This window comes from Sporomusa rhizae, assembly GCF_041428845.1.
GTDB classification, from domain to species: domain Bacteria; phylum Bacillota; class Negativicutes; order Sporomusales; family Sporomusaceae; genus Sporomusa; species Sporomusa rhizae.
Window position 1 is genome coordinate 3,140,001 of sequence record NZ_CP156925.1, and the last position, 22,457, is coordinate 3,162,457.

The 22,457-nt window shown below is 43.2% G+C and carries 17 protein-coding genes, 2 tRNA genes and 3 rRNA genes (1 of these 22 only partly in view); 8 read left to right on the plus strand and 14 right to left on the minus strand.

What is annotated here, in order from left to right; genetic code table 11:
• From SRRS_RS14890 to SRRS_RS14925, 8 genes are all read right to left on the minus strand, one after another.
• A 23S ribosomal RNA gene (locus SRRS_RS14890) occupies positions 1 to 1,068 on the minus strand (it extends 2,003 nt beyond the left edge of the window).
• A 165-nt stretch (positions 1,069 to 1,233) separates the two neighbouring features.
• Positions 1,234 to 1,350, minus strand: a 5S ribosomal RNA gene (rrf, locus tag SRRS_RS14895).
• A gap of 4 nt (positions 1,351 to 1,354) precedes the next feature.
• A tRNA-Ala gene (locus tag SRRS_RS14900) sits at positions 1,355 to 1,430 on the minus strand.
• Positions 1,431 to 1,508: 78 nt separating this feature from the next.
• A tRNA-Ile gene (locus tag SRRS_RS14905) sits at positions 1,509 to 1,585 on the minus strand.
• 357 nt (positions 1,586 to 1,942) lie between these two features.
• A 16S ribosomal RNA gene (locus SRRS_RS14910) occupies positions 1,943 to 3,577 on the minus strand.
• Together the 16S, 23S and 5S rRNA genes with 2 tRNA genes alongside form the textbook arrangement of a ribosomal RNA operon.
• A gap of 591 nt (positions 3,578 to 4,168) precedes the next feature.
• Complete coding sequence (locus tag SRRS_RS14915) at positions 4,169 to 4,324, minus strand: hypothetical protein (RefSeq protein ID WP_371361613.1); 156 nt, start codon at positions 4,322 to 4,324, stop codon at positions 4,169 to 4,171.
• A 142-nt stretch (positions 4,325 to 4,466) separates the two neighbouring features.
• Positions 4,467 to 5,420 carry a TIGR01212 family radical SAM protein gene (locus tag SRRS_RS14920; protein WP_371369835.1) on the minus strand — a complete coding sequence of 318 codons (954 nt, stop codon included), beginning with the start codon at positions 5,418 to 5,420 and terminating at the stop codon, positions 4,467 to 4,469.
• Entirely contained in the window at positions 5,404 to 7,173 is a 1,770-nt protein-coding gene (locus SRRS_RS14925; protein WP_371361615.1) for a B12-binding domain-containing radical SAM protein, read from the minus strand. Before SRRS_RS14925 ends, SRRS_RS14920 begins: the two co-directional genes overlap by 17 nt.
• Positions 7,174 to 7,328: 155 nt before the next feature.
• Here SRRS_RS14925 and SRRS_RS14930 point away from each other — a divergent pair, with 155 nt between their 5' ends.
• From SRRS_RS14930 to ligD (SRRS_RS14955), 6 genes are all read left to right on the plus strand, one after another.
• On the plus strand, positions 7,329 to 8,111 hold the full coding sequence (locus tag SRRS_RS14930; RefSeq protein ID WP_371361616.1) for an N-acetylmuramoyl-L-alanine amidase: 783 nt from the start codon (positions 7,329 to 7,331) through the stop codon (positions 8,109 to 8,111).
• 100 nt (positions 8,112 to 8,211) lie between these two features.
• Positions 8,212 to 10,023: an oligoendopeptidase F gene (gene pepF / locus SRRS_RS14935; RefSeq protein WP_371361617.1), complete on the plus strand. Its 1,812-nt coding sequence runs from the start codon at positions 8,212 to 8,214 to the stop codon at positions 10,021 to 10,023.
• A gap of 132 nt (positions 10,024 to 10,155) precedes the next feature.
• On the plus strand, positions 10,156 to 10,452 hold the full coding sequence (locus tag SRRS_RS14940) for a zinc-ribbon domain containing protein (RefSeq protein WP_371361619.1): 297 nt from the start codon (positions 10,156 to 10,158) through the stop codon (positions 10,450 to 10,452).
• A 114-nt stretch (positions 10,453 to 10,566) separates the two neighbouring features.
• Positions 10,567 to 11,553, plus strand: coding sequence for a non-homologous end-joining DNA ligase (gene ligD / locus SRRS_RS14945; RefSeq protein WP_371361621.1), 987 nt, complete (start codon positions 10,567 to 10,569; stop codon positions 11,551 to 11,553).
• Positions 11,554 to 11,568: 15 nt separating this feature from the next.
• Positions 11,569 to 12,420 (plus strand): Ku protein, encoded by an 852-nt coding sequence (locus SRRS_RS14950; RefSeq protein WP_371361622.1) that lies wholly within the window; start codon positions 11,569 to 11,571, stop codon positions 12,418 to 12,420.
• A complete protein-coding gene (gene ligD / locus SRRS_RS14955; RefSeq protein ID WP_371361624.1) occupies positions 12,410 to 13,333 on the plus strand; it encodes a non-homologous end-joining DNA ligase in 924 nt (307 codons plus the stop codon). Before SRRS_RS14950 ends, ligD (SRRS_RS14955) begins: the two co-directional genes overlap by 11 nt.
• A gap of 51 nt (positions 13,334 to 13,384) precedes the next feature.
• Here the strand turns inward: ligD (SRRS_RS14955) and pckA (SRRS_RS14960) are convergent, their stop codons facing one another.
• The 6 genes from pckA (SRRS_RS14960) to SRRS_RS14985 form a co-directional block, all read right to left on the minus strand.
• Entirely contained in the window at positions 13,385 to 14,920 is a 1,536-nt protein-coding gene (gene pckA / locus SRRS_RS14960; RefSeq protein WP_371361625.1) for a phosphoenolpyruvate carboxykinase (ATP), read from the minus strand.
• 231 nt (positions 14,921 to 15,151) lie between these two features.
• Positions 15,152 to 16,651, minus strand: coding sequence for a threonine synthase (gene thrC / locus SRRS_RS14965; protein ID WP_371361627.1), 1,500 nt, complete (start codon positions 16,649 to 16,651; stop codon positions 15,152 to 15,154).
• A gap of 38 nt (positions 16,652 to 16,689) precedes the next feature.
• Positions 16,690 to 17,364, minus strand: coding sequence for a B3/4 domain-containing protein (locus SRRS_RS14970; RefSeq protein ID WP_371361629.1), 675 nt, complete (start codon positions 17,362 to 17,364; stop codon positions 16,690 to 16,692).
• 36 nt (positions 17,365 to 17,400) lie between these two features.
• A complete protein-coding gene (gene ybaK / locus SRRS_RS14975) occupies positions 17,401 to 17,895 on the minus strand; it encodes a Cys-tRNA(Pro) deacylase (protein WP_371361631.1) in 495 nt (164 codons plus the stop codon).
• Between the two features lie 26 nt (positions 17,896 to 17,921).
• A complete protein-coding gene (locus tag SRRS_RS14980) occupies positions 17,922 to 18,995 on the minus strand; it encodes a DUF362 domain-containing protein (protein ID WP_371361632.1) in 1,074 nt (357 codons plus the stop codon).
• Between the two features lie 129 nt (positions 18,996 to 19,124).
• The gene (locus SRRS_RS14985) at positions 19,125 to 19,382 is read right to left on the minus strand and encodes a hypothetical protein (RefSeq protein WP_371361633.1); all 258 of its coding nucleotides are present in this window, start codon (positions 19,380 to 19,382) and stop codon (positions 19,125 to 19,127) included.
• A 219-nt stretch (positions 19,383 to 19,601) separates the two neighbouring features.
• Here SRRS_RS14985 and SRRS_RS14990 point away from each other — a divergent pair, with 219 nt between their 5' ends.
• Positions 19,602 to 20,678, plus strand: coding sequence for an HD-GYP domain-containing protein (locus tag SRRS_RS14990; protein ID WP_371361635.1), 1,077 nt, complete (start codon positions 19,602 to 19,604; stop codon positions 20,676 to 20,678).
• Between the two features lie 99 nt (positions 20,679 to 20,777).
• The gene (gene pckA / locus SRRS_RS14995; protein WP_371369837.1) at positions 20,778 to 22,349 is read left to right on the plus strand and encodes a phosphoenolpyruvate carboxykinase (ATP); all 1,572 of its coding nucleotides are present in this window, start codon (positions 20,778 to 20,780) and stop codon (positions 22,347 to 22,349) included.
• The last annotated feature ends 108 nt before the right edge of the window (positions 22,350 to 22,457 follow it).

Here is a 22,457-nt window from a genome sequence, read left to right on the forward strand (position 1 = left end):
CTTATCACTCGCAGTCTGACTCCCAGGTTAAAGTATAGCCATTCGCAGTTTGACAAGGTTCAGTAACCAATATGGCCCCTAGCCCTATCAGAGCTCTACCGTCTATACTCATTACCTGAGGCTAGCCCTAAAGCTATTTCGGGGAGAACCAGCTATCTCCGCGTTCGATTGGCATTTCACCCCTATCCACATCTCATCCCAAAGCTTTTCAACGCTCACGGGTTCGGTCCTCCACGCATTTTTACCTGCGCTTCAACCTGGACATGGATAGATCACTGCGGTTTCGGGTCTACAATAACTAACTCTCGCCCTATTTAGACTCGCTTTCGCTTCGGCTCCGTGTTTTCCACTTAACCTCGCTAGTTACTGTAACTCGCCGGTTCATTCTTCAATAGGCACGCCGTCGACCACATAAGGGTCTTCGACTGCTTGTAGACATACGGTTTCAGGTTCTCTTTCACTCCCCTCCCGGGGTGCTTTTCACCTTTCCCTCACGGTACTATGCGCTATCGGTCGCCAAGGAGTATTTTGCCTTGGAGGGTGGTCCCCCCTGCTTCCCACAGGGTTCCTCGTGTCCCGTGGTACTCTGGATTCTGACCATTAGGCTCTGTCTTTCGCTTACAGGGCTTTTACCTTCTGCGGCCTACCTTTCCAGGTAGTTCGACTAGACCTGGCCTAACTTTTGTCAGTCCTCAACCCCCTGCTCGACATTCGACCTTCGACTTTAGACTTTCGATAGGGTTTGACAGACTTTCGTCTCCCTTCGAATGTCGCATGTCGAAAATCCAATGTCGAACAGGGTTTGGGCTCTTCCCCGTTCGCTCGCCGCTACTTAGGGAATCTCGTTTGATTACTTTTCCTCCGGGTACTTAGATGTTTCAGTTCCCCGGGTGCCCTCCTCATGCGTAATTGCATGGGTGACGGTGCATTACCACCGCCGGGTTCCCCCATTCGGACATCTGCGAGTCAAAGCCTGCTTGCGGCTCATCGCAGCTTATCGGAGCTTACCCCGTCCTTCGTCGGCTCTTGGCGCCTAGGCATCCACCGTATGCCCTTAATAACTTGACTTAATTTGATTAAGCCGTTAGTTTAGCTTACGTTTTGCCTTCAGTATATCCTAATTGCGCGTAAAGAACTTCTCATATTTATATATGAGGCATTACTTTACTTTGCTTTCTTCTGTGCAGTTTTCAAAGAACATTATAAATTGATGAACACGTATGTGTTCATCAAAACCAGCAACTTCCTAATCTCCCAGGCCGTTTCCAGCCAAGTACCTTCGGCGTTTATGGGCTTAACTACTGTGTTCGGTATGGGAACAGGTGGAACCCCACAGCTATCGTCACTGGATATTTGGTGGAGACGAGCGGGATCGAACCGCTGACCCCCTGCTTGCAAGGCAGGTGCTCTCCCAGCTGAGCTACGCCCCCAGATTTCGTTATTAGATTTTCGACTATCGATTTTCGATAATTAACGAATGTCGCATATCGTACATCGAATATCGAAAATGGTGGGCCTAAGTGGACTTGAACCACTGACCTCACGCTTATCAGGCGTGCGCTCTAACCAGCTGAGCTATAGGCCCGGAAATTCCGGCTGTATGGAAACTCGCCCTCGCTGTGTTGCTTAGCGATACTCGCTTATGACAGCCTCAAGAGAATTTTACACACTCTCTACCCTCAACCCCCACTACGAACGTTGCAACCCGTTAACGCAGTTTTGTCGAAGTATATTTAATGAGCATTCCCTCAAAACCAAACAATGTAAGAGATACTACAGCCACCGCCGTTTTATCGAATCAATTTATACTAATTCAGTACTTACATACCGTCGCAGTATTATTCTCGATTCAATGTGCGGATGGTGCGTCTAGTATCGTAATGCTTGCCAAATGTACCGACCTGGAAGTAGTTCAGTTGTTACACCGAACAGTTCTCCCTAGAAAGGAGGTGATCCAGCCGCACCTTCCGATACGGCTACCTTGTTACGACTTCACCCCAATCATCGGCCCCACCTTAGACGGCTGACCCCGGTTCGACATTCGACCTTCGACTTTTGACTTTCGTAGGTTTTTCTTCCCTTTCGAATATCGTATGTCGAAAATCCAATGTCGAATCGGTTATCCCACCGGCTTCGGGTGTTTCCAACTTTCGTGGTGTGACGGGCGGTGTGTACAAGGCCCGGGAACGTATTCACCGCAGTATGCTGACCTGCGATTACTAGCGATTCCGACTTCACGGAGGCGAGTTGCAGCCTCCGATCCGAACTGAGAGCTTGTTTATGCGTTTGGCTTACCTTCGCAGGCTTGCTTCGCTTTGTTTAAGCCCATTGTAGTACGTGTGTAGCCCAGGACATAAGGGGCATGATGACTTGACGTCATCCCCGCCTTCCTCCGCATTGTCTGCGGCAGTCTCCTTTGAGTTCCCACCATAACGTGCTGGCAACAAAGGATAAGGGTTGCGCTCGTTGCGGGACTTAACCCAACATCTCACGACACGAGCTGACGACAGCCATGCACCACCTGTTTTCGTGTCCCCGAAGGGAGGAACTTATCTCTAATTTTTTCACTCAATGTCAAGCCCTGGTAAGGTTCTTCGCGTTGCGTCGAATTAAACCACATACTCCACCGCTTGTGCGGGCCCCCGTCAATTCCTTTGAGTTTCAACCTTGCGGCCGTACTCCCCAGGCGGGGTACTTATTGCGTTAACTCCGGCACAGGAGGGGTCGATACCTCCTACACCTAGTACCCATCGTTTACGGCTAGGACTACCGGGGTATCTAATCCCGTTCGCTCCCCTAGCTTTCGCGCCTCAGTGTCAGACACAGTCCAGAAAGTCGCCTTCGCCACTGGTGTTCCTCCCAATATCTACGCATTTCACCGCTACACTGGGAATTCCACTTTCCTCTCCTGCACTCAAGATCCCCAGTTTCCTGCGCCCATACGGGGTTGAGCCCCGCACTTAGACACACGACTTAAGAATCCACCTACACGCCCTTTACGCCCAATAATTCCGGACAACGCTTGCCACCTACGTATTACCGCGGCTGCTGGCACGTAGTTAGCCGTGGCTTCCTCCTTTGGTACCGTCATTACTTTAGATTATTTACCCAAAGCACGTTCGTCCCAAACGACAGAGTTTTACGATCCGAAAACCTTCTTCACTCACGCGGCGTTGCTCCGTCAGACTTTCGTCCATTGCGGAAGATTCCCCACTGCTGCCTCCCGTAGGAGTCTGGGCCGTGTCTCAGTCCCAGTGTGGCCGTTCATCCTCTCAGACCGGCTACTGATCGTCGCCTTGGTGAGCCTTTACCTCACCAACTAGCTAATCAGACGCAGACCCATCTCTAAACGATAGCTTACATGTAGAGGCCATCTTTCTTATCTTTATCATGCGATAAAGATACCACATTCGGTATTAGCACCACTTTCGCGGTGTTGTCCCCATTTTAGAGGCAGGTTATCTACGCGTTACTCACCCGTTCGCCACTAGGAGTTACAAGTAACTCCCCGTTCGACTTGCATGTGTTAGGCACGCCGCCAGCGTTCGTCCTGAGCCAGGATCAAACTCTCCATAAAATTGTATGCCGTCTATATGCCTTATTGCTATTTGCCGGCTGCTATCTCGATAAGCAGATAAACTACTATATCAGAAGAGACAGGCAAAAGTTCAAAGTCATATTTGACTTCATTATTATGGAACCTTGATGGCTCATAAATTTAAAAAAGAAATTGTTTTTGTGTGCTCAATGAGCACCGCACATCTGGCTTTTTGATGCATTACTTACATTGTTCAGTTTTCAGGGAACACATCGTTGTTTTTAACGACAGCTTTTATATGTTAACACAGGCTACCCTGCTTGTCAACACCATATATTTTTGGTAAATGTTGTCGTTGTTTGTCACAACCGACTTTTATATATTAACATGCTCATTGTGACCTGTCAATATTCTTTTATTAGTAAAAAATATCCTGCAAATGCTTCAAAAACAAACGGTCAATCCAAATTCGCTTTGTTGTTATGTAAACAAAGTTAATACTCACGGTTCGTATTAACTTGTTGAGGATTTATATAATACTTTCAATAAAACTATACGTGGAACATGGCAATCGCAATTTTTGAAGCAGATAATTTATCATAATAAAAAAAACATCGTATATACGATGTTTTAGCAATAACAATCAATATATTCTTCAGTCAATTCATCAAGTTTCTGACGAATTTCACTAATAGTTCCTATTGTAAGATTGAGTTCATTCATTTCATTTCCATGTACTAAACCCGAAAGTTTATTAATTTGCTCCAACAATTGAATCTTTCTCATTATTAATACTACACTCTCCTTAATTCTTAACTGCAGTATAATATTAACAACTCTAACTATCTTTGTAAATATGTTTTGTTAAACACAGAACAGTAAGTTTTTTCAAATAAATCAGATAAAGTTTATAAGCAAATATAGATGTTTATAGAAACTTTTGTACCGCTGCTCCATTTAGATAAGTACATTTCTTGCCTTGCCATGTATCCCGTTCTACCAAACGCGCTTCAATACCATCACGTATTTTCCACCAGCCCGTCTGCCAGTTAGTAAATAATGTGTTGGTTTCCGGCGCACGTCCAATTACCCGCTGAATTACGATGTCGGGATGCAGATATTCAAGAAATGTAACCACTCGCTCTATATATTCTTCTTTGCTAATTAGTGTAAAGTCACCTTTTTGATACCAATCAGCCATTACTGTATTCTTTACAATATACAGCGCATGCAGTTTTACTTGTTCAAGCTCCAACGCCGAAACAATCTTGGCACTCTCAATGACATCAGTCATATCGTCCCAGGGCAAATTTAAGATAAGATGTGCGCACACATCCATCGACCAGCGTTTAATTCTTTGTGCGGCGTCAATAAACTCAGCCAATGTATGACCGCGATTTATCTTCACCAATGTATGATAGTTCACGGTCTGTAAGCCGAGTTCAATACTGATATCAACACCATACTTATCACGAACAACAGCCAGCATTTCCAGATAAGCGTCATTAATGCAGTCAGGCCGGGTAGCTAAAGCAATGGCTACTATATCTTTCTGACAAGCTTCTATAATATGTTGTTTTAATTCTTCTACCGGCAAATAGGTATTGCTGAAGTTCTGAAAGTAAGGGATGAATTTTTTAGCCTTATACTTGGGCGCTATATGCAGTTTATTTGCTGTTAGTTGGTTACTTACGCTTAACGATGCAGGCAAATTTTCGTAACCGGCACCAATCTCTCCACAAAACACACACCCGTCCCGCCCGCATTGACCATCACGATTCGGACAGGTTACAGGCAAGCTAATCGGCAGTTTATATACCTTTTCACCGTATTTCTGGCGCAAGTATTCGGAATATGTATTATATCTAGCGTCTGAAATCATCATTGTTAATCACCTGATACCAAGGTTTGTTATTCCTATATGAGAAAAGCACAGCTGTTTCCTTTGCTTCTAAATTACCTGGATTTTTGATAAAAGCAGGGATGTCCACACCGAACACTTCTATATGATACATCTTTTTTATATCCCGCCAGGTTGTAAACGAATAATCAGGCAGATACCGCCGCACAAGTTCGGTATCTCGCCAAAAGGCTGTCTTAGCCTCTCCCCATTTATCAGCAGCTGCCTGATTAATTTGATTCCAGGGTAAAAACTCGGGTCGTACTCCACCATGCTCATTTATAAGAGCATCAAATTTTAGAAATTCAAGATAGATTGGCAATACCTCCGGGTAAAAAACGGCGCAAAAACCGGCCATATGTTTGTATAAAGTCTTGCCACTGTGGGCAACAAGATGATGCCCTTGCTGCTCCCAGTAAGAAGCTAATTTGCAATAGAAATCAAACGCAGTATTGCCGCTACTATTAATAATCCATGGCAGGCTAAAACGAAAGCGACCGCTGTTGTATACTTGCTCAAATACTTCTTCTAAAATTTTGAGCTGTCTGACTTGTCCATAGTTTAGGTAGTTATTAGCAAGCACTTCATAAGGAGCTATATCCATATAAATATAACCGTGTGCGGCGGAAGTTTCTCGGATACCTGCCCCTTTAAGCATCTTCAAAAAACCTATTTGCAGCATATCAGGCTGTAAATCATACACCTCATTAAAAGACTTAGAAAATATCGTTATATCTTCAAAAGGCAAGCCGACAATTAAATCAAGATGTAAATGGATGTTGCCATATCCTCTGATTTTATCAATATTGCTAACAATCCGTGGCCAGTTATTGTTCCGTTTAATTGCGGCAAGAGTTCGTTCATTTGTTGACTGAATCCCGATCTCAAATTGAAATCTGCCTGGGGGAACATCACCTAAAAACTCAATAACTTCCTCATCCAAAATATCAACAGCAATTTCAAAATGAAAATTAGTCCGGCAGGTTTGTTCAGCAAGAAATTTTAGAATAGGAAAATAATGATCTTTTCGTGCATTAAAAGTACGATCAACAAACTTTACCTGTTTAACATTATTATTAATAAAAAACTGTAAGTCGCTAACTATCCGTTCCCGGCTTAGAAACCGAACGCCTGCCGTCGCGCTTGATAAACAATATTGGCAGGAAAATGGACAACCGCGGGAACTTTCATAGTAGAGAATTTTATCTTTAAGCTGAGACATCTCCCCTTGCGTATAAGGAAAAGGAATATCATCAAGCTTATCAACTACCTGGGGAGTGCCTGCCGCTATAACATTATTTTGACGATAAGCAAGCCCTGGAATATTACGGCAAGACTGTCCGGTGCCTAACGCAGCCAGCAAATCAGCTAAGGTTTGCTCACCCTCACCCATGATTATATAGTCAACCGCAGCATGCGCGGCTAATATTTCTTCCGGTTGGTAGGTAACCTCCGGGCCTCCTAACACAATAGTAACCTGAGGCTGCACTTTTTTTATAAGCTGTGCAAGTTCCAGACTTGCTTCAATGTTCCATATGTAGCATGCTAGACCAATTACCTGGGCGTGACACACATAAATATCGCTCAGTATTTCAAGCAATCCATTATTTACGGTATATTCCCGCACTGTTATATTATTTTCCGCCGGCTTACAGAAAGACGCTAAATACCTGAGCGCTAAAGAAGAATGAATATATTTAGTATTTAGAGTTGATAGCAAAACGTTCACAGGCATTCTCCTGTCCCATAATCTCCCTGACAGTATAGTGGTTTCAAGCCGCCTTGTCAAATGCGAACCAGCCTATTCACCACCGCAAGCGACTCTGCATAAAATAAAACAAGGTAAACATACCTTGGCTCACTCATACTACGTGAGGATGGTGAAAAAGTATGCGGATAATGATTGATGGGCGCTATTTACCTGGCAATGCACGTGTCAACCGTGATTTATTAATAACACTCCGCAATATGGCCAAAGTTCTTAAATGGGGCATCCGCTATGATGCACAACGCGAGCTAGTGCTTATCAATTCCAAAGATTCAACAATGCCGCCGCTACCAATTGATAATAATACAGAAGAACGGACAGAAGATGAAAATGCACGTCTTGCAGGTAAAGTGATTTGCTTAGACCCTGGTCATGGCGGCAGCGATCAAGGCGCCTTAGGTCCAACCGGTACAATGGAAAAAGATAATACCTTAGCAATTGCCTTATTACTCAAAGAAAAACTTGAAAAAAGCGGTGCTACAATTGTCATGACCCGGGATACCGATGCAGACGTAGCCTATGCCGACGCTGCTACTAATGAAGAGTTCGGTGCGCGAGTTGAAGCAGCCAACCAAGCAGAAGCCGATTTATTTATCAGTATCCATAACGATTCCTTTACCAGCACTGCAGCGGCCGGTTCCACAACCTTCCATTATGGGGATAAAGAATCTGTAAGGTTAGCCAATCTGGTACAACGCGGTTTATCAGAAAAGCTTAGTACTAAAGACCGCGGGGCACGATTTGCCAGCTTTTATGTGCTTCGCCATACAAATATGCCGTCAATACTTGTTGAAGTAGCTTTCATTTCCAATCCGGTGGAAGAAATGCTTTTGTCCAGCGTAGATGGCCGGGATAACGCCGCCGAAAGCATTTGCGACGGAATATTAAAATTCTTTAAAGTATAGAAAATATTTCACTTGGGGCATGCTATACCAAGAAATACCACCAAGATTATGCTATTATATAGTAGTAATTATTGAATAATCACTGAAAGGAAGTGCTCTTATGTCGCAAACATCAACAGGCTTGCCCACACGTGAAGAAATCCAGGCTGAATATAAATGGCGGGTTGAAGATATCTATGCGAACGAAGAACTCTGGCAGGTTGATTTTAAAAAAATAAAAGATGATTTACCTAAGATTGCTGAATATAAAGGATCATTGTCCCAATCTGCAGATAAGCTTGCCGCCTGCTTAAAACTACGAGATGAAATAAATATTATCTGCGGTAAATTATTTGCCTATGCCCGCCTTCACCGTGACGAAAACTCCGCCGATGCTAAGTATCAGGCTCTTGTCGGAAAAATGGAAGGTTTACTGGCTGAAGCAGGTGCAGCCACTGCTTATATTGAACCGGAAATTTTGGCTATGGCAGAAGACACTTTATCAGCTTTTCGTAATAAACCGTCACTTGCCGACTACAATTTCTATTTTGACAACTTAGCCCGGCAAAAAGAGCATGTTTTATCCCCTGCCGAAGAAGAAATCCTTTCCCGGTCGGTCGAGGTTACTCAAGCATCCGAAACTATCTTCAATATGCTGGCCCACGCCGATATTAAGTTTCCCGAGCTTACCGGCGAAGACGGTAAAACCATTACTTTAAGCGAAGGCCGTTATCGTTCCTTAATCATGTCTTCTGACCGGCGTGTCCGCAAAGACGCATTTAGCGGATTATTCGGGACATATAATGATTTCCGCAATACCTTTGCTGCTACCTTAGCAGGCAATGTTAAGAAAAGCATCTTTTACGCCCAAATCCGCAAATATAATTCAACCCTGGAATCAGCTTTGTCTGAAGGCAACATTCCCTTAGCCGTTTATACCAATTTAATTGATACTGTTACTAATAACCTCGCGCCCCTGCACCGGTATGTCGCGCTTAAGAAAAAAGCTTTGCAACTAGATAGTATCCACATGTATGACCTTTACACCCCACTGGCGAAGGAAGTAACATTCAACATTGCCTATACTGAAGGCCAAAAATTAGTGCGCGACGCCCTTGCTCCCCTTGGCTCCGAATACGCAGATATTCTAAATAAGGGCCTAACATCAGGTTGGATTGATGTTTATGAAAACAAGGGCAAACAAACAGGAGCATATTCATGGGGAGTATATAGCGTCCACCCGTTTGTCTTATTGAATTACAACGACAGACTGGAAGACGTAAGTACCTTAGCCCATGAAATGGGTCACGCCATCCACAGCCATTATAGTCAGGCTAACCAGCCCTTCAGCAAATCTCAGTACACCATCTTTACCGCTGAAGTAGCTTCTACCACCAATGAAATTTTGCTAAATGATTACCTATTAAAGAATACTACCGATAAACAAAAGAAACTATATTTAATTAATCAATATCTCGAAATGGTAAGAGCTACCGTTTATCGCCAGACTATGTTTGCCGAGTTCGAAAAAGACATCTACGATAAAGCGGAAAGTGGCGAAACGCTGACTGCCGATCTGCTTGATGGAATGTGGCATGAACTCAATGTCAAATACTACGGAGTAGATATAACGGTTGATAAGGAAATAGATATTGAATGGGCAAGAATCCCCCACTTCTATTGGAATTTCTACGTCTACCAATATGTCACCGGCTATGCGGCCGCTACTACCCTCGCTGACAAAATGCTCCAGGAAGGTGTTGGAGCACAACAACGATATATTGGATTTTTAAAGAGCGGCGGTTCTGATTATCCGATCAATATACTGAAAAATGCCGGTGTCGATATGTCCACTCCGCAGCCAGTTGAGCTTACTCTTAATAAATTTTCCTACATGCTGGATGAACTGGAAAAATTGACAACCAAGTCTTGACAATTATACAGCCAAGGGTTATATTGGTAATATGACAAAACATAATTGCTCTCGATGGCTAGCGAATTCATGTCTTGACCAACCGACCAGCAATTGTTTGCGTCAAACACATATTACGGAGGTTGGTTAAACATGGATTTCCAAGACAAAGATCTTAACTGTAAAGAGTGCGGTGCTTCCTTCACTTTCACTGCATCCGAACAAGCTTTTTATGCTGAGAAAGGTTTCCAAAATGATCCTTCTCGTTGCCCTGAATGCCGTGCAGCTAGAAAACGCCAAAACGGTGGCCGCATGGGTGGCAATGCTCGTCCGCAACGCGAAATGTTTGACGCTACTTGCAGCGCTTGTGGCATCCAAACCCAGGTTCCTTTCCGCCCTACCGCTGGAAAGCCTGTATACTGCCGCGATTGCTTCCAAGCTAACAGATAATTACTTATCGCCTACTAACAGGCCGGATATATCCGGCCTGTTTTTTGTTATGTTGTAATATATTTGCCCAGCATGCAAAAACTAATACAAATATTATTTTAACACGAGGACATCATGGCAATTATCAGCCCCATGCTGGCTAAAGCCGGTCAACTGCCTTCTGACCAATCTGAATATGCCTTTGAAATTAAATGGGATGGAATTCGTGCTATCTTTTATGGTGAAAAAAACGCGTACCAGCTAATGAGCCGTAATCTAAAAGATCTCACAAGCCAGTACCCTGAGTTAGCAGCACTCAACCAAGAAGTCGCAGCCAAACACAAATCAATAATCCTCGACGGTGAGATTGTGGCCTTTGGCACTGATGGTCTTCCCTCCTTTTCCCGCTTGCAGCACCGTATGGGATTATCTAGTGATAAACAAATAAGCAAAGTTATGCAAACAACGCCTGTTCATTACATTATATTTGATATCCTAGCCCTTGACGGCGAATCACTTCTGAACAAATCCTACCGCGAACGACGAGAAATAATGGACAGCTTGGTTTTGGACGGCTCGCACTGGCAAACTCCCGCCTATAAAACCGGCGATGGGCAAACCATCTTATCAGCCAGCCGCAAGCTTGGCCTTGAAGGTATTATCGCTAAACGGTTGGACAGCCTTTACCAAGCAGGTAGACGCACTGGTGCCTGGCTCAAAATCAAGAACCAACACCGGCAAGAACTGATAATTGTTGGCTGGGTGGCAGGTCAAGGAGTCCGTTTAGGAAAGATTGGTGCTTTATTACTTGGTTACTATGACGTAACACCCGAAACCGCGCAAACTAAAGGCCTGACACAACGGCTCCTGTACGCAGGAAAAGTTGGAACCGGTTTTACTCAAGCAACGCTAATCCAGTTAGCCAAACTACTGTCTCCATTAAGTACCACATTCTGTCCTTTCTCCATAGATCCGCAAGTTAAAGATGCTCACTTTGTAAAACCTATAATCGTGGGTGAGTTTGAGTTCACCGAGTGGACGCCCAACCATACCTTGCGTCACCCGTCTTTTAAAGGTTTACGAAATGATAAAGATCCACGTCAGGTAATCCGCGAAAGCTAATCGGAGGTGATCTTTGTGCCCCGTCCAATGTGGAGCGGCTCAATCAGCTTTGGCCTTGTTAATATTCCGGTAAAGTTGTATAACGCCGTAAAAAAGAAATCAATCCACTTTAACCAACTTCGAAAATCGGATGGCTGCCGAATCCGTCTAAAAAAAGTGTGCCCTTCTGATGGTGCTGAAGTTCCGGCAGAAAACATTGTTAAAGGCTACGAGGTTTCTCCTGATCAGTATGTAGTTGTCACCAGCGAGGAACTAGAAGCTATCCAGCCAAAAAATGCGCGGGCCATTGCCATTGAAGACTTTGTTAAACTTGATCAGATTGACCCTCTATTTTATGATAGCTGTTATTACCTGACTCCTGATAAAGGAGCAGGTAAGGCCTATTCTTTGTTGTTGGCAGCAATGCAAAAGACTAGTAAAGTGGCTATTGCCCGGGTAGTTATGCGTAATAAAGAATACCTTACTGCCATTCGGCCACTCGGCAAGGCTCTCGCACTTTCCACTATGCACTTTGCCGACGAGGTTATCGCCGCCGACCAGCTAGACGAACTGCCAACAGATATTCCCGAGCCCGATAAAAAAGAACTTGCTATGGCGGAACAACTTATTGAGTCATTGTCGACTGATTTTGAACCTGCCAAATACCATGACCAATATCACGAACAAGTCATGGCAATGCTTGAGAAAAAAGCTGAAGGTCAAACGATTATTAGCAAACCGGAAATTAAAGAGGGTGGTAAAGTTATTGATCTGATGGCAGCTTTAGAAGCAAGCATTTCGGCCATAAAAACCAAAAGCGACACTAAGCCAAGCAAACAAGGCAAAACTGCCGCCACATCCGGGAGGAAGAGAGCAAGTGCCCAGTAACAGTAAAGAAAAAACGCAAATTGATGTTGCCGGACGCAAACTAAAAATCGGTAACCTTGATAAAACTTTTTATGCAGCAACAGGGTTTACCAAAGGGCAAATGTTAGATTATTATATCCGTATTGCCCCACTTCTTCTCCCCCATCTTACTAATCGCCCTCTGACTATGAAGCGATATCCGAATGGCGCACAGGGCAAATTTTTTTATCAAAAAGAATGTCCGGTCCATCGCCCCAGTTGGGTAAAAACCATCCCGGTTTGGAGCGGTGGTAATAATCGCAACATTAATTTTTGCAATGCCAATGATTTGCCTACCTTAGTTTGGGCAGTAAATCTTGCTGCACTAGAACTGCACACATCCTTATCTTTGGCACCAGCAATCAATCAACCTTCACTTTTGGTTTTTGATCTTGACCCGGGTCCACCTGCAACTATTGTCGAATGTGCTCAAGTAGGTTTGCTGCTAAAAGACTACTTTGATAAACAAAAGCTTCAGAGCTTCCCGAAAACCTCCGGCTCCAAAGGCTTACAAGTCTACGTCCCACTAAACACCCCGGTAAATTACGACATAACCAAGAACTATGCCCGCATCCTTGCCAATCGGTTTCAGGAAAAATTCCCTAACCAAATTGTTGCCAACATGAAAAAAGCCTTACGTCCGGGCAAAGTCTTTATCGACTGGAGCCAAAATGATGAACATAAGACGACTGTCTGTGTTTATTCCTTGCGCGCTAAAGAGCATCCTACCGTTTCAACACCGGTAACCTGGAACGAAGTTGTTACTGTTGTAGACAAGAAAAATCCCGATTTATTATCCTTTGAAGCCACGCAAGTACTAGAGCGCACTGCCAAGTTAGGTGATCTATTCTCGCCTGTTCTTACGCTTAAACAAAAGCTGCCGGCCATAAAATAATTTAAGAAAAAGGCCACCGTTTTTTTTAAACGGCGGCCTCAATATGTTTAACTAACCTCTAGGACCAGCGGCAGCAATCTCTGCAGGAATATTTTGTTTGAAATTGTTAAAGTTCTTAACAAACAGGCTTGCTAATTCTTTTGCCTTCTTATCATAAGCAGCTTCATCCCCCCAGGTATTACGCGGCATTAGAATTTCTGCCGGTACACCAGGACAGCTGGTAGGCACATAAACGTTAAAAATGGGATCGAGTTCATAAGATACTTTATCCAAATGTCCCTCGATAGCAGCAGTTACCATAGCCCGGGTATAAGACAGTTTCATGCGGCTGCCAACACCATAAGGGCCGCCTGACCAACCAGTGTTAATTAAAAACACATTGGTATTATGCTGTTTTAGCTTTTCCCCTAAAAGTTTCGCATATTTGAGCGGAGATAACGGCAGGAACGGTGCACCAAAGCAGGAGGAGAAAGTAGCTTGTGGCTCGGTAATACCGCGCTCAGTACCAGCCAGCTTACTGGTATAACCTGATAAAAAGTGATACATAGCCTGTTCGCCATTTAGCTTAGCAACTGGAGGCAGTACTCCAAAAGCATCCGCTGTTAAAAAGACTATTGTTTGCGGGTGGCCTGCAACACCGGGAATACGCGCATTTGGTATATACTCTACAGGATAAGCAACCCGGGTATTTTCAGTGATTGAATCGTCGGCAAAATCCGGTATACGGGTTTCTGCATCTAATGCTACGTTTTCTAGAACAGCCCCAAAGCGAATGGCTTCCCATATCTGTGGCTCGGTCTCATGTTTAAGACCAATGCATTTGGCATAACAGCCACCCTCGATATTGAAAATTCCCGCTTCACTCCAGCCATGTTCATCATCACCTATCAATTGGCGGGCCGGATCTGCTGATAATGTTGTTTTGCCTGTACCGCTTAATCCAAAGAACAGTGCAGTATCGCCTTTTTCTCCAACATTAGCAGAGCAATGCATTGATAGAATATTCCGGTCCGGTAAAATGTAGTTCATAACGGTAAAAATGGATTTTTTCATTTCGCCGGCATACTGCGTACCGCCAATAAGTACCAGTCGCTCTTCGAAATTAAGAATAATAAAAGCTTCCGACTGAGTTCCGTCAATAGCCGGATCGGCTTTAAAGCCAGGAAGGCAGATAACTCTATAATCAGGCGCAATCTCGGCATCTTTTGCTTCAGGACATATAAAAAGCTGGTGAACAAATAGATTCTGCCAGGCAAATTCATTAGTAAATTGTACAATAATGCGATTTTCAGGGTCAGCACCAGCAAAGCCGGTAAATACAAACAATTCCCGGTTTTGCATATAAGCCAGCATCCGGTTATATAATTGATTGAATCTTTCAGTTGAAAACGGTTTATTGTTTTCCCACGCAATCTTATCGTGTACAGCCGGTGAATCAACAACGAATTTGTCATGTGGAGAACGTCCGGTATACTTGCCAGTCGTAACCCGCAATGCGCCGCTGGCTGTTAACACCCCTTCGCCGCGTCTAACGGCCGCTTCAACTAGTTGAGCCGGTCCTAAATTATAAGCTACCTTCCCATTCATGCTATGTACCCCTTTCGCTATTAACGATGATTTAGTGTATTGCAATATGCATCATATCCAGCATTATATCACAAGTATTTTGTATACAGAAGTGTTTTTTTTGCAAAAAGGCATACATTTTCACATTTAGTATTTACTAATAATGAAGTAGTATATTTTATTTTGAAAAATGTAGTATATTAAAAAAGAAACTGCTGCCAGATAACGGCGCAGTTTCTTTTTTATCTAACTTTATTTTGTCTGTAATGCTTGTTTAACAACTTCCGGCATATCTTGTTTATTACATACCGCAGTATGTCGAACAGTTTTTTGTTCAAGCTCAGCCAGCGCAGTCGGCACCGGTCTGTTAATAAGCTTCGCCAGATGTCGGAGTGCCGCAAACTCGTCGGTAATATTCGCACTTTCCGTCTGGTTTAAGGCTGAAAGCACTGTTTCATTAAACTTAAACGGGCTTGCGGTTGAAACAATTATAGTAGGGGTCTGGTCACCCGAACGAAGTCGATAGGTTTCGGCCACTTGCCAAGCCACAGCTGTATGAGGATCAAGTGCATAGCCGTGTTCTTTAAATACCCGGCTTATCGTTGCCGCAGTATCTTCATCAGTCACGTAACCTGCCGGGAATATTTCTTTAATTGCTTGCAAGTGCTTTTCGTCTACGCGATATTCTCCCATGTTGTTTAGTTCTGACATCCATTGGTTAACTGCCGCTGCCGAGTTATCGCTAATGTGATAAAGCAGTCGCTCCAAATTACTGGAGATCAGAATATCCATAGAGGGAGAATATGTCTTGTAGAATTGGCGTTTTCGGTCATATATGCCTGTTGTGAGGAAGTCTGTTAATACGTTATTACTGTTTGAAGCACAGATTAGCTTATTAATAGGCAAGCCCATGCGCTTAGCGTAATAACCGGCCAGGATATTACCAAAATTTCCTGTCGGAACAACAAAGTTAACAGCCGCCCCCATAGTAATATCTTTATTCTTTACTAAATCAGCATAGGCACTGAAGTAGTATATAATCTGTGGTACAAGCCGCCCCCAGTTAATAGAGTTAGCTGAAGAAAACTTAAAATTATTGCGTGCAATTTCAATTGCTAGAGCCTTATCATTAAAAATTCGTTTCACACCAGTTTGGGCATCATCAAAATTACCTTTTACGGCGATAACTTTAAGATTTGAGCCTTCCTGGGTAATCATCTGCAGCCGTTGAATCCGGCTTACCCCATCTTCCGGATAAAACACCATAACATTCGTTTGGTCAACATCTTTAAAACCTTCCAGGGCAGCCTTACCTGTATCACCAGAGGTTGCAACAAGAATAACTATCTCATTGCTTTCCCCATTTTTCTTAAGCGCACAGGACATAAGCCTTGGCAATAGCTGTAATGCCATATCCTTAAACGCACTCGTCGGGCCATGCCACAACTCTAACGCAAACAGATTGTCTGCAACCTTGGTTATGGGTGCTATCGCACCATTTGAGAATTTCTCGGCATTATAAGCACCCGCTACACAATTTTGAAGTTCTTTTTCCGAATAATCATCCAAAAATAACCGCAAGATAGCAACTGCCCGTTCTTGATAACCAAGCTGGACGAATCCAGCTAAAGCTTCATTATCAATCGCCGGGATTGTTTCAGGCACAAACAGTCCGCCATCAGGAGCAATCCCCTGTGTTATGGCTTGGGCTGCGGTCAGCTTATGGGCCGCACCGCGTGTGCTAATATACATAAAAAGCTTCCCCTTCCCGTTCAAGGCAGTATCTGCAGCTACTCCTTAGACTGGGTTATGTATTTTCCAGTCACTTTTCCACCATTATAGCAAACAAACATATTGCCCGCAAAATCAAGTATTTCATTCAATTCGCCGGTAGTAACACTTTCGTCGGCATACACAACTGCCAGTAAGTTACGGGTTGTCAATGTAACCGCCGTCCTGCGTGCATCCGAAGTAGGGTTGCCAAACACGCCGGCAGCATCTGTGAGAAACGGTTTGTGGTCAGTAGAAATTTCATTACCTGCGATATTTATGTAACTGCCGTCATCGGCTCTTTTATAAACAATATCATCGACAATTTGATCTAAATCATACAAACCAAATGGTAACATGTATTTAATAGAACAATAATTATTGACATCAACTGCACTGTTTACATAATATAAATCCTTCTTTTGAAGCACCCGCCGTACCAGCGCTTCAGAGGCTGGACGATAGCGTGACGGGTCAAAATCAAGTTTTTTGTACATATTTCGTACTGCTAAAACCCGGGGCAGCTTTGGCAGAACCTGTAGGTTGTAGGCATCAGCTACTTTTCCTTGCAGTTTTACAAACTCCTGGCTTAACCCTGGCGGTGTCCCCCTGACAATAACATCATTAATAGTCAGATATCCTAAATGGCAATTAGGAACAACCTGACTAATACTTTCGTGAATAATAATCTGCATTACAAAACTCCTCCCCGGACATCTACATAACTTATCTTATTCTCCGCGGGCTATTGGACATAATTTAGCGTTTACCGCTTGCACCAAACTACTTGGTGCAAGAACAATTTGGCATCCCCGTATACCGGCACTGCAGGCGATCACCGGCCAGTTAACGGCACTGTCATTTAGAAAAACCGGGTAACGCTTTTTAGCTCCCAGCGGCGAAACACCACCCCGAATATATCCGGTAAGCGGCTGCACCTCTTTTAATGATACCATTTCCACCTTTTTATTACCACTAGCAGCCGCTAAAGCTTTAAGATCTAATTCCATATCTCCGGGGATACAGGCCATAATAACTCCTGTTTTGTCACCTCTGGCTACTAAAGTTTTAAAAACCTGGCTATGTGGCATGTTTACTTTTTCTGCAACATTTTGGGCGCTTAGATCATTTTCATCCACTTTATATTCGCGCAGTTCATAATCAATTTTAAGACCGTCTAATATCCTAGCTGCATTCGTTTTCACAACAGCGTTCTCCTCTCGCATCGCTGCAAAAAAACATAGAAATTACCCTACTCTAAAGTAATAAGCTGATAGTCAAGTGAACCCATACCGATTTTAGCCGCATGACTAATTTGAATCATAGCATCGTGGTGCGCATACGACATCTCGGCAAGTGTCTTACCATGCGCCTTAGCAGTCAGGTCAAGTGTTGCCTTATCTATGGCCACAGGATCGCTTGATGCCAGAATCCCGATATCAGGGATAATTTTATGTTGATTAACACTAAAACAATCGCAATCCTTAGTCATATCAATTAGTACATTGAAATAAAAACATTTGCCGGGCTTACCAATAACCGAACCGTAAGCATGTTCCGCCATACTGCGCTGCATAAAACCCGACTCAGCATTCCAGTCATATTTTACAGCATCGAAGCGGCATACTGCCAAACATTCGCCACACCCAATGCATTTCTCAGTAACAATAAATGCCTTGCCACCTTGTTCTATGATGGCATCCTGTGGACACCATTTGATACACTTCTGGCAGTACTTACAATTTTTATTGTTAACTTCCGGCATCATTGCAGAGTGCTGCCGCATTTTGCCCATACGGCTCGCTAGTCCCATGCCTATATTTTTAATACAAGCGCCTAAGCCGGCAGCCGGATGTCCCGTCGGATGGGAAACAACCAGCAAAGTATCGGCGCCAACGATTTCTCTGGCAACCTTTACTGTTTTATGTAGGTCACCATTAATCTCAACTTCGTATTCGCTGTTACCGGCCAAACCGTCGGCCATAATAAAAGGAGCACCTACATTTTCAATACTGAAACCATGGTTATGAGCATGCAAAATATGCTTTACCGCATTTTCGCGTTCTCCCTTATATAAAGTAGAGGTTTCTGTCAGAAAAGGTTGACCACCTAATTGTTTAGCCTTCTGTACCAGTTCTTTAATTAATTCAGGTTTTACATGCGTTGTATTTTTCTTTTCACCAACGTGAAGTTTTATCGCAACAAAATCGTTATTGCCAATGGTTTGTTCAGCACCAGAGGCATCAAAGATTTTAGCCATAACTTTAGCTTGTGCACTTGTTGGTAAAGAGTCTGCTACAGGAATAAAATATACATTAGCGGACAAATATCTCCCCTCCATGAATAAAATTCTACTGGCGTTACATTTTTTCACAGTATATTATTGTTTCTTCAGTTTGTCAACAAATGAAGTCAGATAAATACTACGAGCGCGGTAAGCCGCGCCCGTATTCGCTTAATCCAATATCATGTATTTTACTTTGACATCAGGTATCTGTAACAATTCTCGCTCTATCTCGGTAGTTGGCACATCTTCCCCGCATAACTGCAATAAAATCATTCCACTGTTGGTACATGAACATACGGCCGCATCGTGAAGCCCAAGCCGGACCCGTATATAGCAGCCATACTTGGTGAGTACATCTTGCACCTTTACGGCCGTTTCAACACGGTTGTCCTGGATAATGGCCATGATTGTCGAACAATTGGTCATTGCTACAACACCTCCGCAAATCTACTTCTATAATAGCTTATCCACAAGTTATAAAAATCCTTCAAAAATTACTCTGAAGTCAGAAAAAATTACCAAAATTTTTTTTGCCAATATCTAAAAAAATCTTGTCTATATTAAAGAAGGAATTATTACTACCGTGTTGAAGTGTAGATTTGGCATATATATCTAGAGTATGCCATTCTTTTGTGTGAGGTGCCTATGAGCGAAACATCTGACGACAACCGCAAAATAATTGAACAGAGTATTGAGTTTCTTGTTCCCGGAATGGAATTGGCACGTGATATCTGCTCCACAGACGGTAAAATATTGTTTAGCAAAAACAGTATTATTGCCCAACACAATATTCAAAAACTAATCAATTGGAAAATACCTAGCGTTTTTGTTTATGCCGAGGTAACTACTGTCAACCCCATAACCGATCCCAAGTTACAAAAGTTTCTCAACACATATAATCAATCAGTTACTGTCGTTCAGAAAGCCTTTGAGGATATCGCGTCAACGCAGGAAATTCCTATAGAAACATTTACGGAAACCGCTAACGACATAGCGGCAAATGTAACAGAAGCCGGTAATATTATTGACCGGTTATACAATTTACCACCTTGTGATGATTACACTATGTATCATAGTGTTAACGTCAGTGCCATTTCAGCCCTTATTGCGATTTGGCTTAACTATCCATCTGAGTCAGTCAACGCTATCTCTCTGGCAGGCTTGCTGCATGATGTGGGGAAAGCCCTCTTACTACCGGAACTACTTAATAGGCCTTATAAATTATCACCAGCTAACTATGAACAATATATGAAACATGTTGCGTATGGGTACGAGCTTGCAAGCAAGATTCCTAATATATCACAAAGCATAACAACCGCCGTTTTCCAGCACCATGAACGCCGAGACGGCAGCGGCTATCCGGGCGGAATTACAGACTTTTATATCCATCCCTATTCAAAAATTGTAGCCATTGCTGATTTATATGACGAGGAAATGACCATTAACCGCGAAGATCCCCAAACCATGCTAAGCCCGTATTCCAGCCTGCAAAATCTTCACGATCAAGTCTACCGGCTTGACCCCAAAATCTGCATTACCTTCATTGATAATATGATTAACTTTCTCTCAGGCAACCGGGTTGCTTTAACTGACGGGCGTCTTGGCCGGGTAATAATGGCTAATAAAGAACATCCTTCCTGGGGAATTATCCAGTTGGATAACGGCGACGTAATCGATTTAGCGGAAACCTCAGGAGTTAGTATTCATTATATATTGCGGTAGAAAAAGCCGTCTTTTATAGACGGCTTTTTCCTATTGCAATATATAATATATTGTATTTTTTCAATTGAGTCTAGCGCATTTACCAACCTCTCGAATACTATGATTTCAAACAGTTTCCGGGAGGGTTTTATAATGATTTATTATAATACACCGATAGCCAAGCTAATAGAGTTAGCAGTGACGCGAGGCGAAGGCATGCTTACAGCGTCAGGAGCATTATTAGTATATACCGGCAAATATACCGGCCGATCCCCTAATGATAAATTCATCGTAGAAACACCTGATATCACCCAGGAAATTTGGTGGGAAAATACTAAAAAACTATCAGAAAACCAATTTGAGAATCTCCATAACAAAATGCTCAATTACTTACACGACAAAGACTTATTTATTTTTAGCGGCTATGCCGGTGCCGACGTTAACTACCGGTTACCAGTCAAAATCATCAATGAATATGCTTGGCAAAACGTGTTTGTGCAACAGCTTTTAATCAGACCGGAAGATACTAGTTGGCCTGTTCCTACCGAACCTCAGTTAACTATTTTGGCAGCTCCCGGTTTTACCGCCAATCCTGCTGCAGACGGCACAAACTCAGAAGCCTTTATCATAATTAACATGGACAAAAAACTTGTCTTGATCGGCGGTACCCACTACGCAGGCGAAATAAAGAAATGTGTATTTTCAGTTATGAATTATCTGCTGCCAAAACAAAACATTTTGTCTATGCATTGCTCTGCCAACCAAAGCTCTCAGGGTCAGGTTACTTTATTCTTTGGTCTTTCCGGTACAGGCAAAACTTCACTTTCGTCAGACCCCGCCTGCCATCTCATTGGTGATGATGAACACGGCTGGAGTGAAAACGGCATATTTAATATAGAAGGCGGCTGTTATGCCAAATGCATAAATCTGTCTCAGGAAAATGAGCCACAGATTTGGGATGCCATTAAATTCGGAGCCATTTTAGAAAATGTCATAATCGACAACAACGCCCGCATACCCAATTACTCTAATCAGGCAGTTACCGAAAATACAAGAGCAGCTTATCCCATTAGCCACATCCCCAACAGTATCTATCCTGGTGTTGGCACTCATCCCAGTACCGTCATCTTCTTAACAGCCGATGCATTTGGTGTCCTCCCACCTATTGCCAAACTTACGCCAGCTCAGGCCATGTATTATTATCTCTTAGGGTATACCAGCAAACTGGCGGGAACCGAACATGGAATTACTGAACCACAAGCAACCTTTTCGCCCTGTTTTGGTGCTCCCTTTTTACCATTAAAACCAATTGTCTATGCCAATCTCCTAAAAGAAAAAATAAGCACCCATAAAGTCCAAGTATTTTTAGTAAATACCGGCTGGCAGGGAGGGCCTTACGGAGTAGGCAAACGCATTGACATTCAAGTGACCAGACAAATGGTCACTGCGGCTATACAAGGTAAATTAAATACCGTTGATTACGTTACAGACCCTATATTTAATCTCCACATACCTGTAACCTGTCCAGAAATTCCTGCTTCCTTACTTTTGCCGGAAAAATCCTGGTCGGATAAAGCAGCTTATCGCAATATGGCTCTCAATTTGGCCGCTATGTTCCAAGCAAATACAACAGCAGTCGGAATTAACCAAGAAATAATTACGAAGGTCCCGAGCAGTATTAGTTTGTTGTAGTTACAGATAATATTAGTAAGGTAAAACGGAGATTACCAGATTAATCTGGTAATCTCCGTTAAAATAATCTATAATTGCAAAGTACAGGAAGGACAAGCACTACCTGGC

What these genes read in the sequence shown, in the direction of transcription:
- SRRS_RS14940 (WP_371361619.1), top strand. Translation starts at nt 10,156, where the DNA reads ATGGATTTCCAAGACAAAGATCTTAACTGTAAAGAGTGCGGTGCTTCC.
- SRRS_RS14990 (WP_371361635.1), top strand. Translation starts at nt 19,602, where the DNA reads ATGAGCGAAACATCTGACGACAACCGCAAAATAATTGAACAGAGTATT.
- ybaK (WP_371361631.1), bottom strand. Translation starts at nt 17,895, where the DNA reads ATGCGAGAGGAGAACGCTGTTGTGAAAACGAATGCAGCTAGGATATTA.
- SRRS_RS14930 (WP_371361616.1), top strand. Translation starts at nt 7,329, where the DNA reads ATGCGGATAATGATTGATGGGCGCTATTTACCTGGCAATGCACGTGTC.
- SRRS_RS14920 (WP_371369835.1), bottom strand. Translation starts at nt 5,420, where the DNA reads ATGATTTCAGACGCTAGATATAATACATATTCCGAATACTTGCGCCAG.
- pckA (WP_371369837.1), top strand. Translation starts at nt 20,778, where the DNA reads ATGATTTCAAACAGTTTCCGGGAGGGTTTTATAATGATTTATTATAAT.
- pckA (WP_371361625.1), bottom strand. Translation starts at nt 14,920, where the DNA reads ATGAATGGGAAGGTAGCTTATAATTTAGGACCGGCTCAACTAGTTGAA.
- pepF (WP_371361617.1), top strand. Translation starts at nt 8,212, where the DNA reads ATGTCGCAAACATCAACAGGCTTGCCCACACGTGAAGAAATCCAGGCT.
- thrC (WP_371361627.1), bottom strand. Translation starts at nt 16,651, where the DNA reads ATGTATATTAGCACACGCGGTGCGGCCCATAAGCTGACCGCAGCCCAA.
- SRRS_RS14915 (WP_371361613.1), bottom strand. Translation starts at nt 4,324, where the DNA reads ATGAGAAAGATTCAATTGTTGGAGCAAATTAATAAACTTTCGGGTTTA.
- SRRS_RS14985 (WP_371361633.1), bottom strand. Translation starts at nt 19,382, where the DNA reads ATGACCAATTGTTCGACAATCATGGCCATTATCCAGGACAACCGTGTT.
- SRRS_RS14925 (WP_371361615.1), bottom strand. Translation starts at nt 7,173, where the DNA reads ATGCCTGTGAACGTTTTGCTATCAACTCTAAATACTAAATATATTCAT.
- ligD (WP_371361621.1), top strand. Translation starts at nt 10,567, where the DNA reads ATGGCAATTATCAGCCCCATGCTGGCTAAAGCCGGTCAACTGCCTTCT.
- SRRS_RS14970 (WP_371361629.1), bottom strand. Translation starts at nt 17,364, where the DNA reads ATGCAGATTATTATTCACGAAAGTATTAGTCAGGTTGTTCCTAATTGC.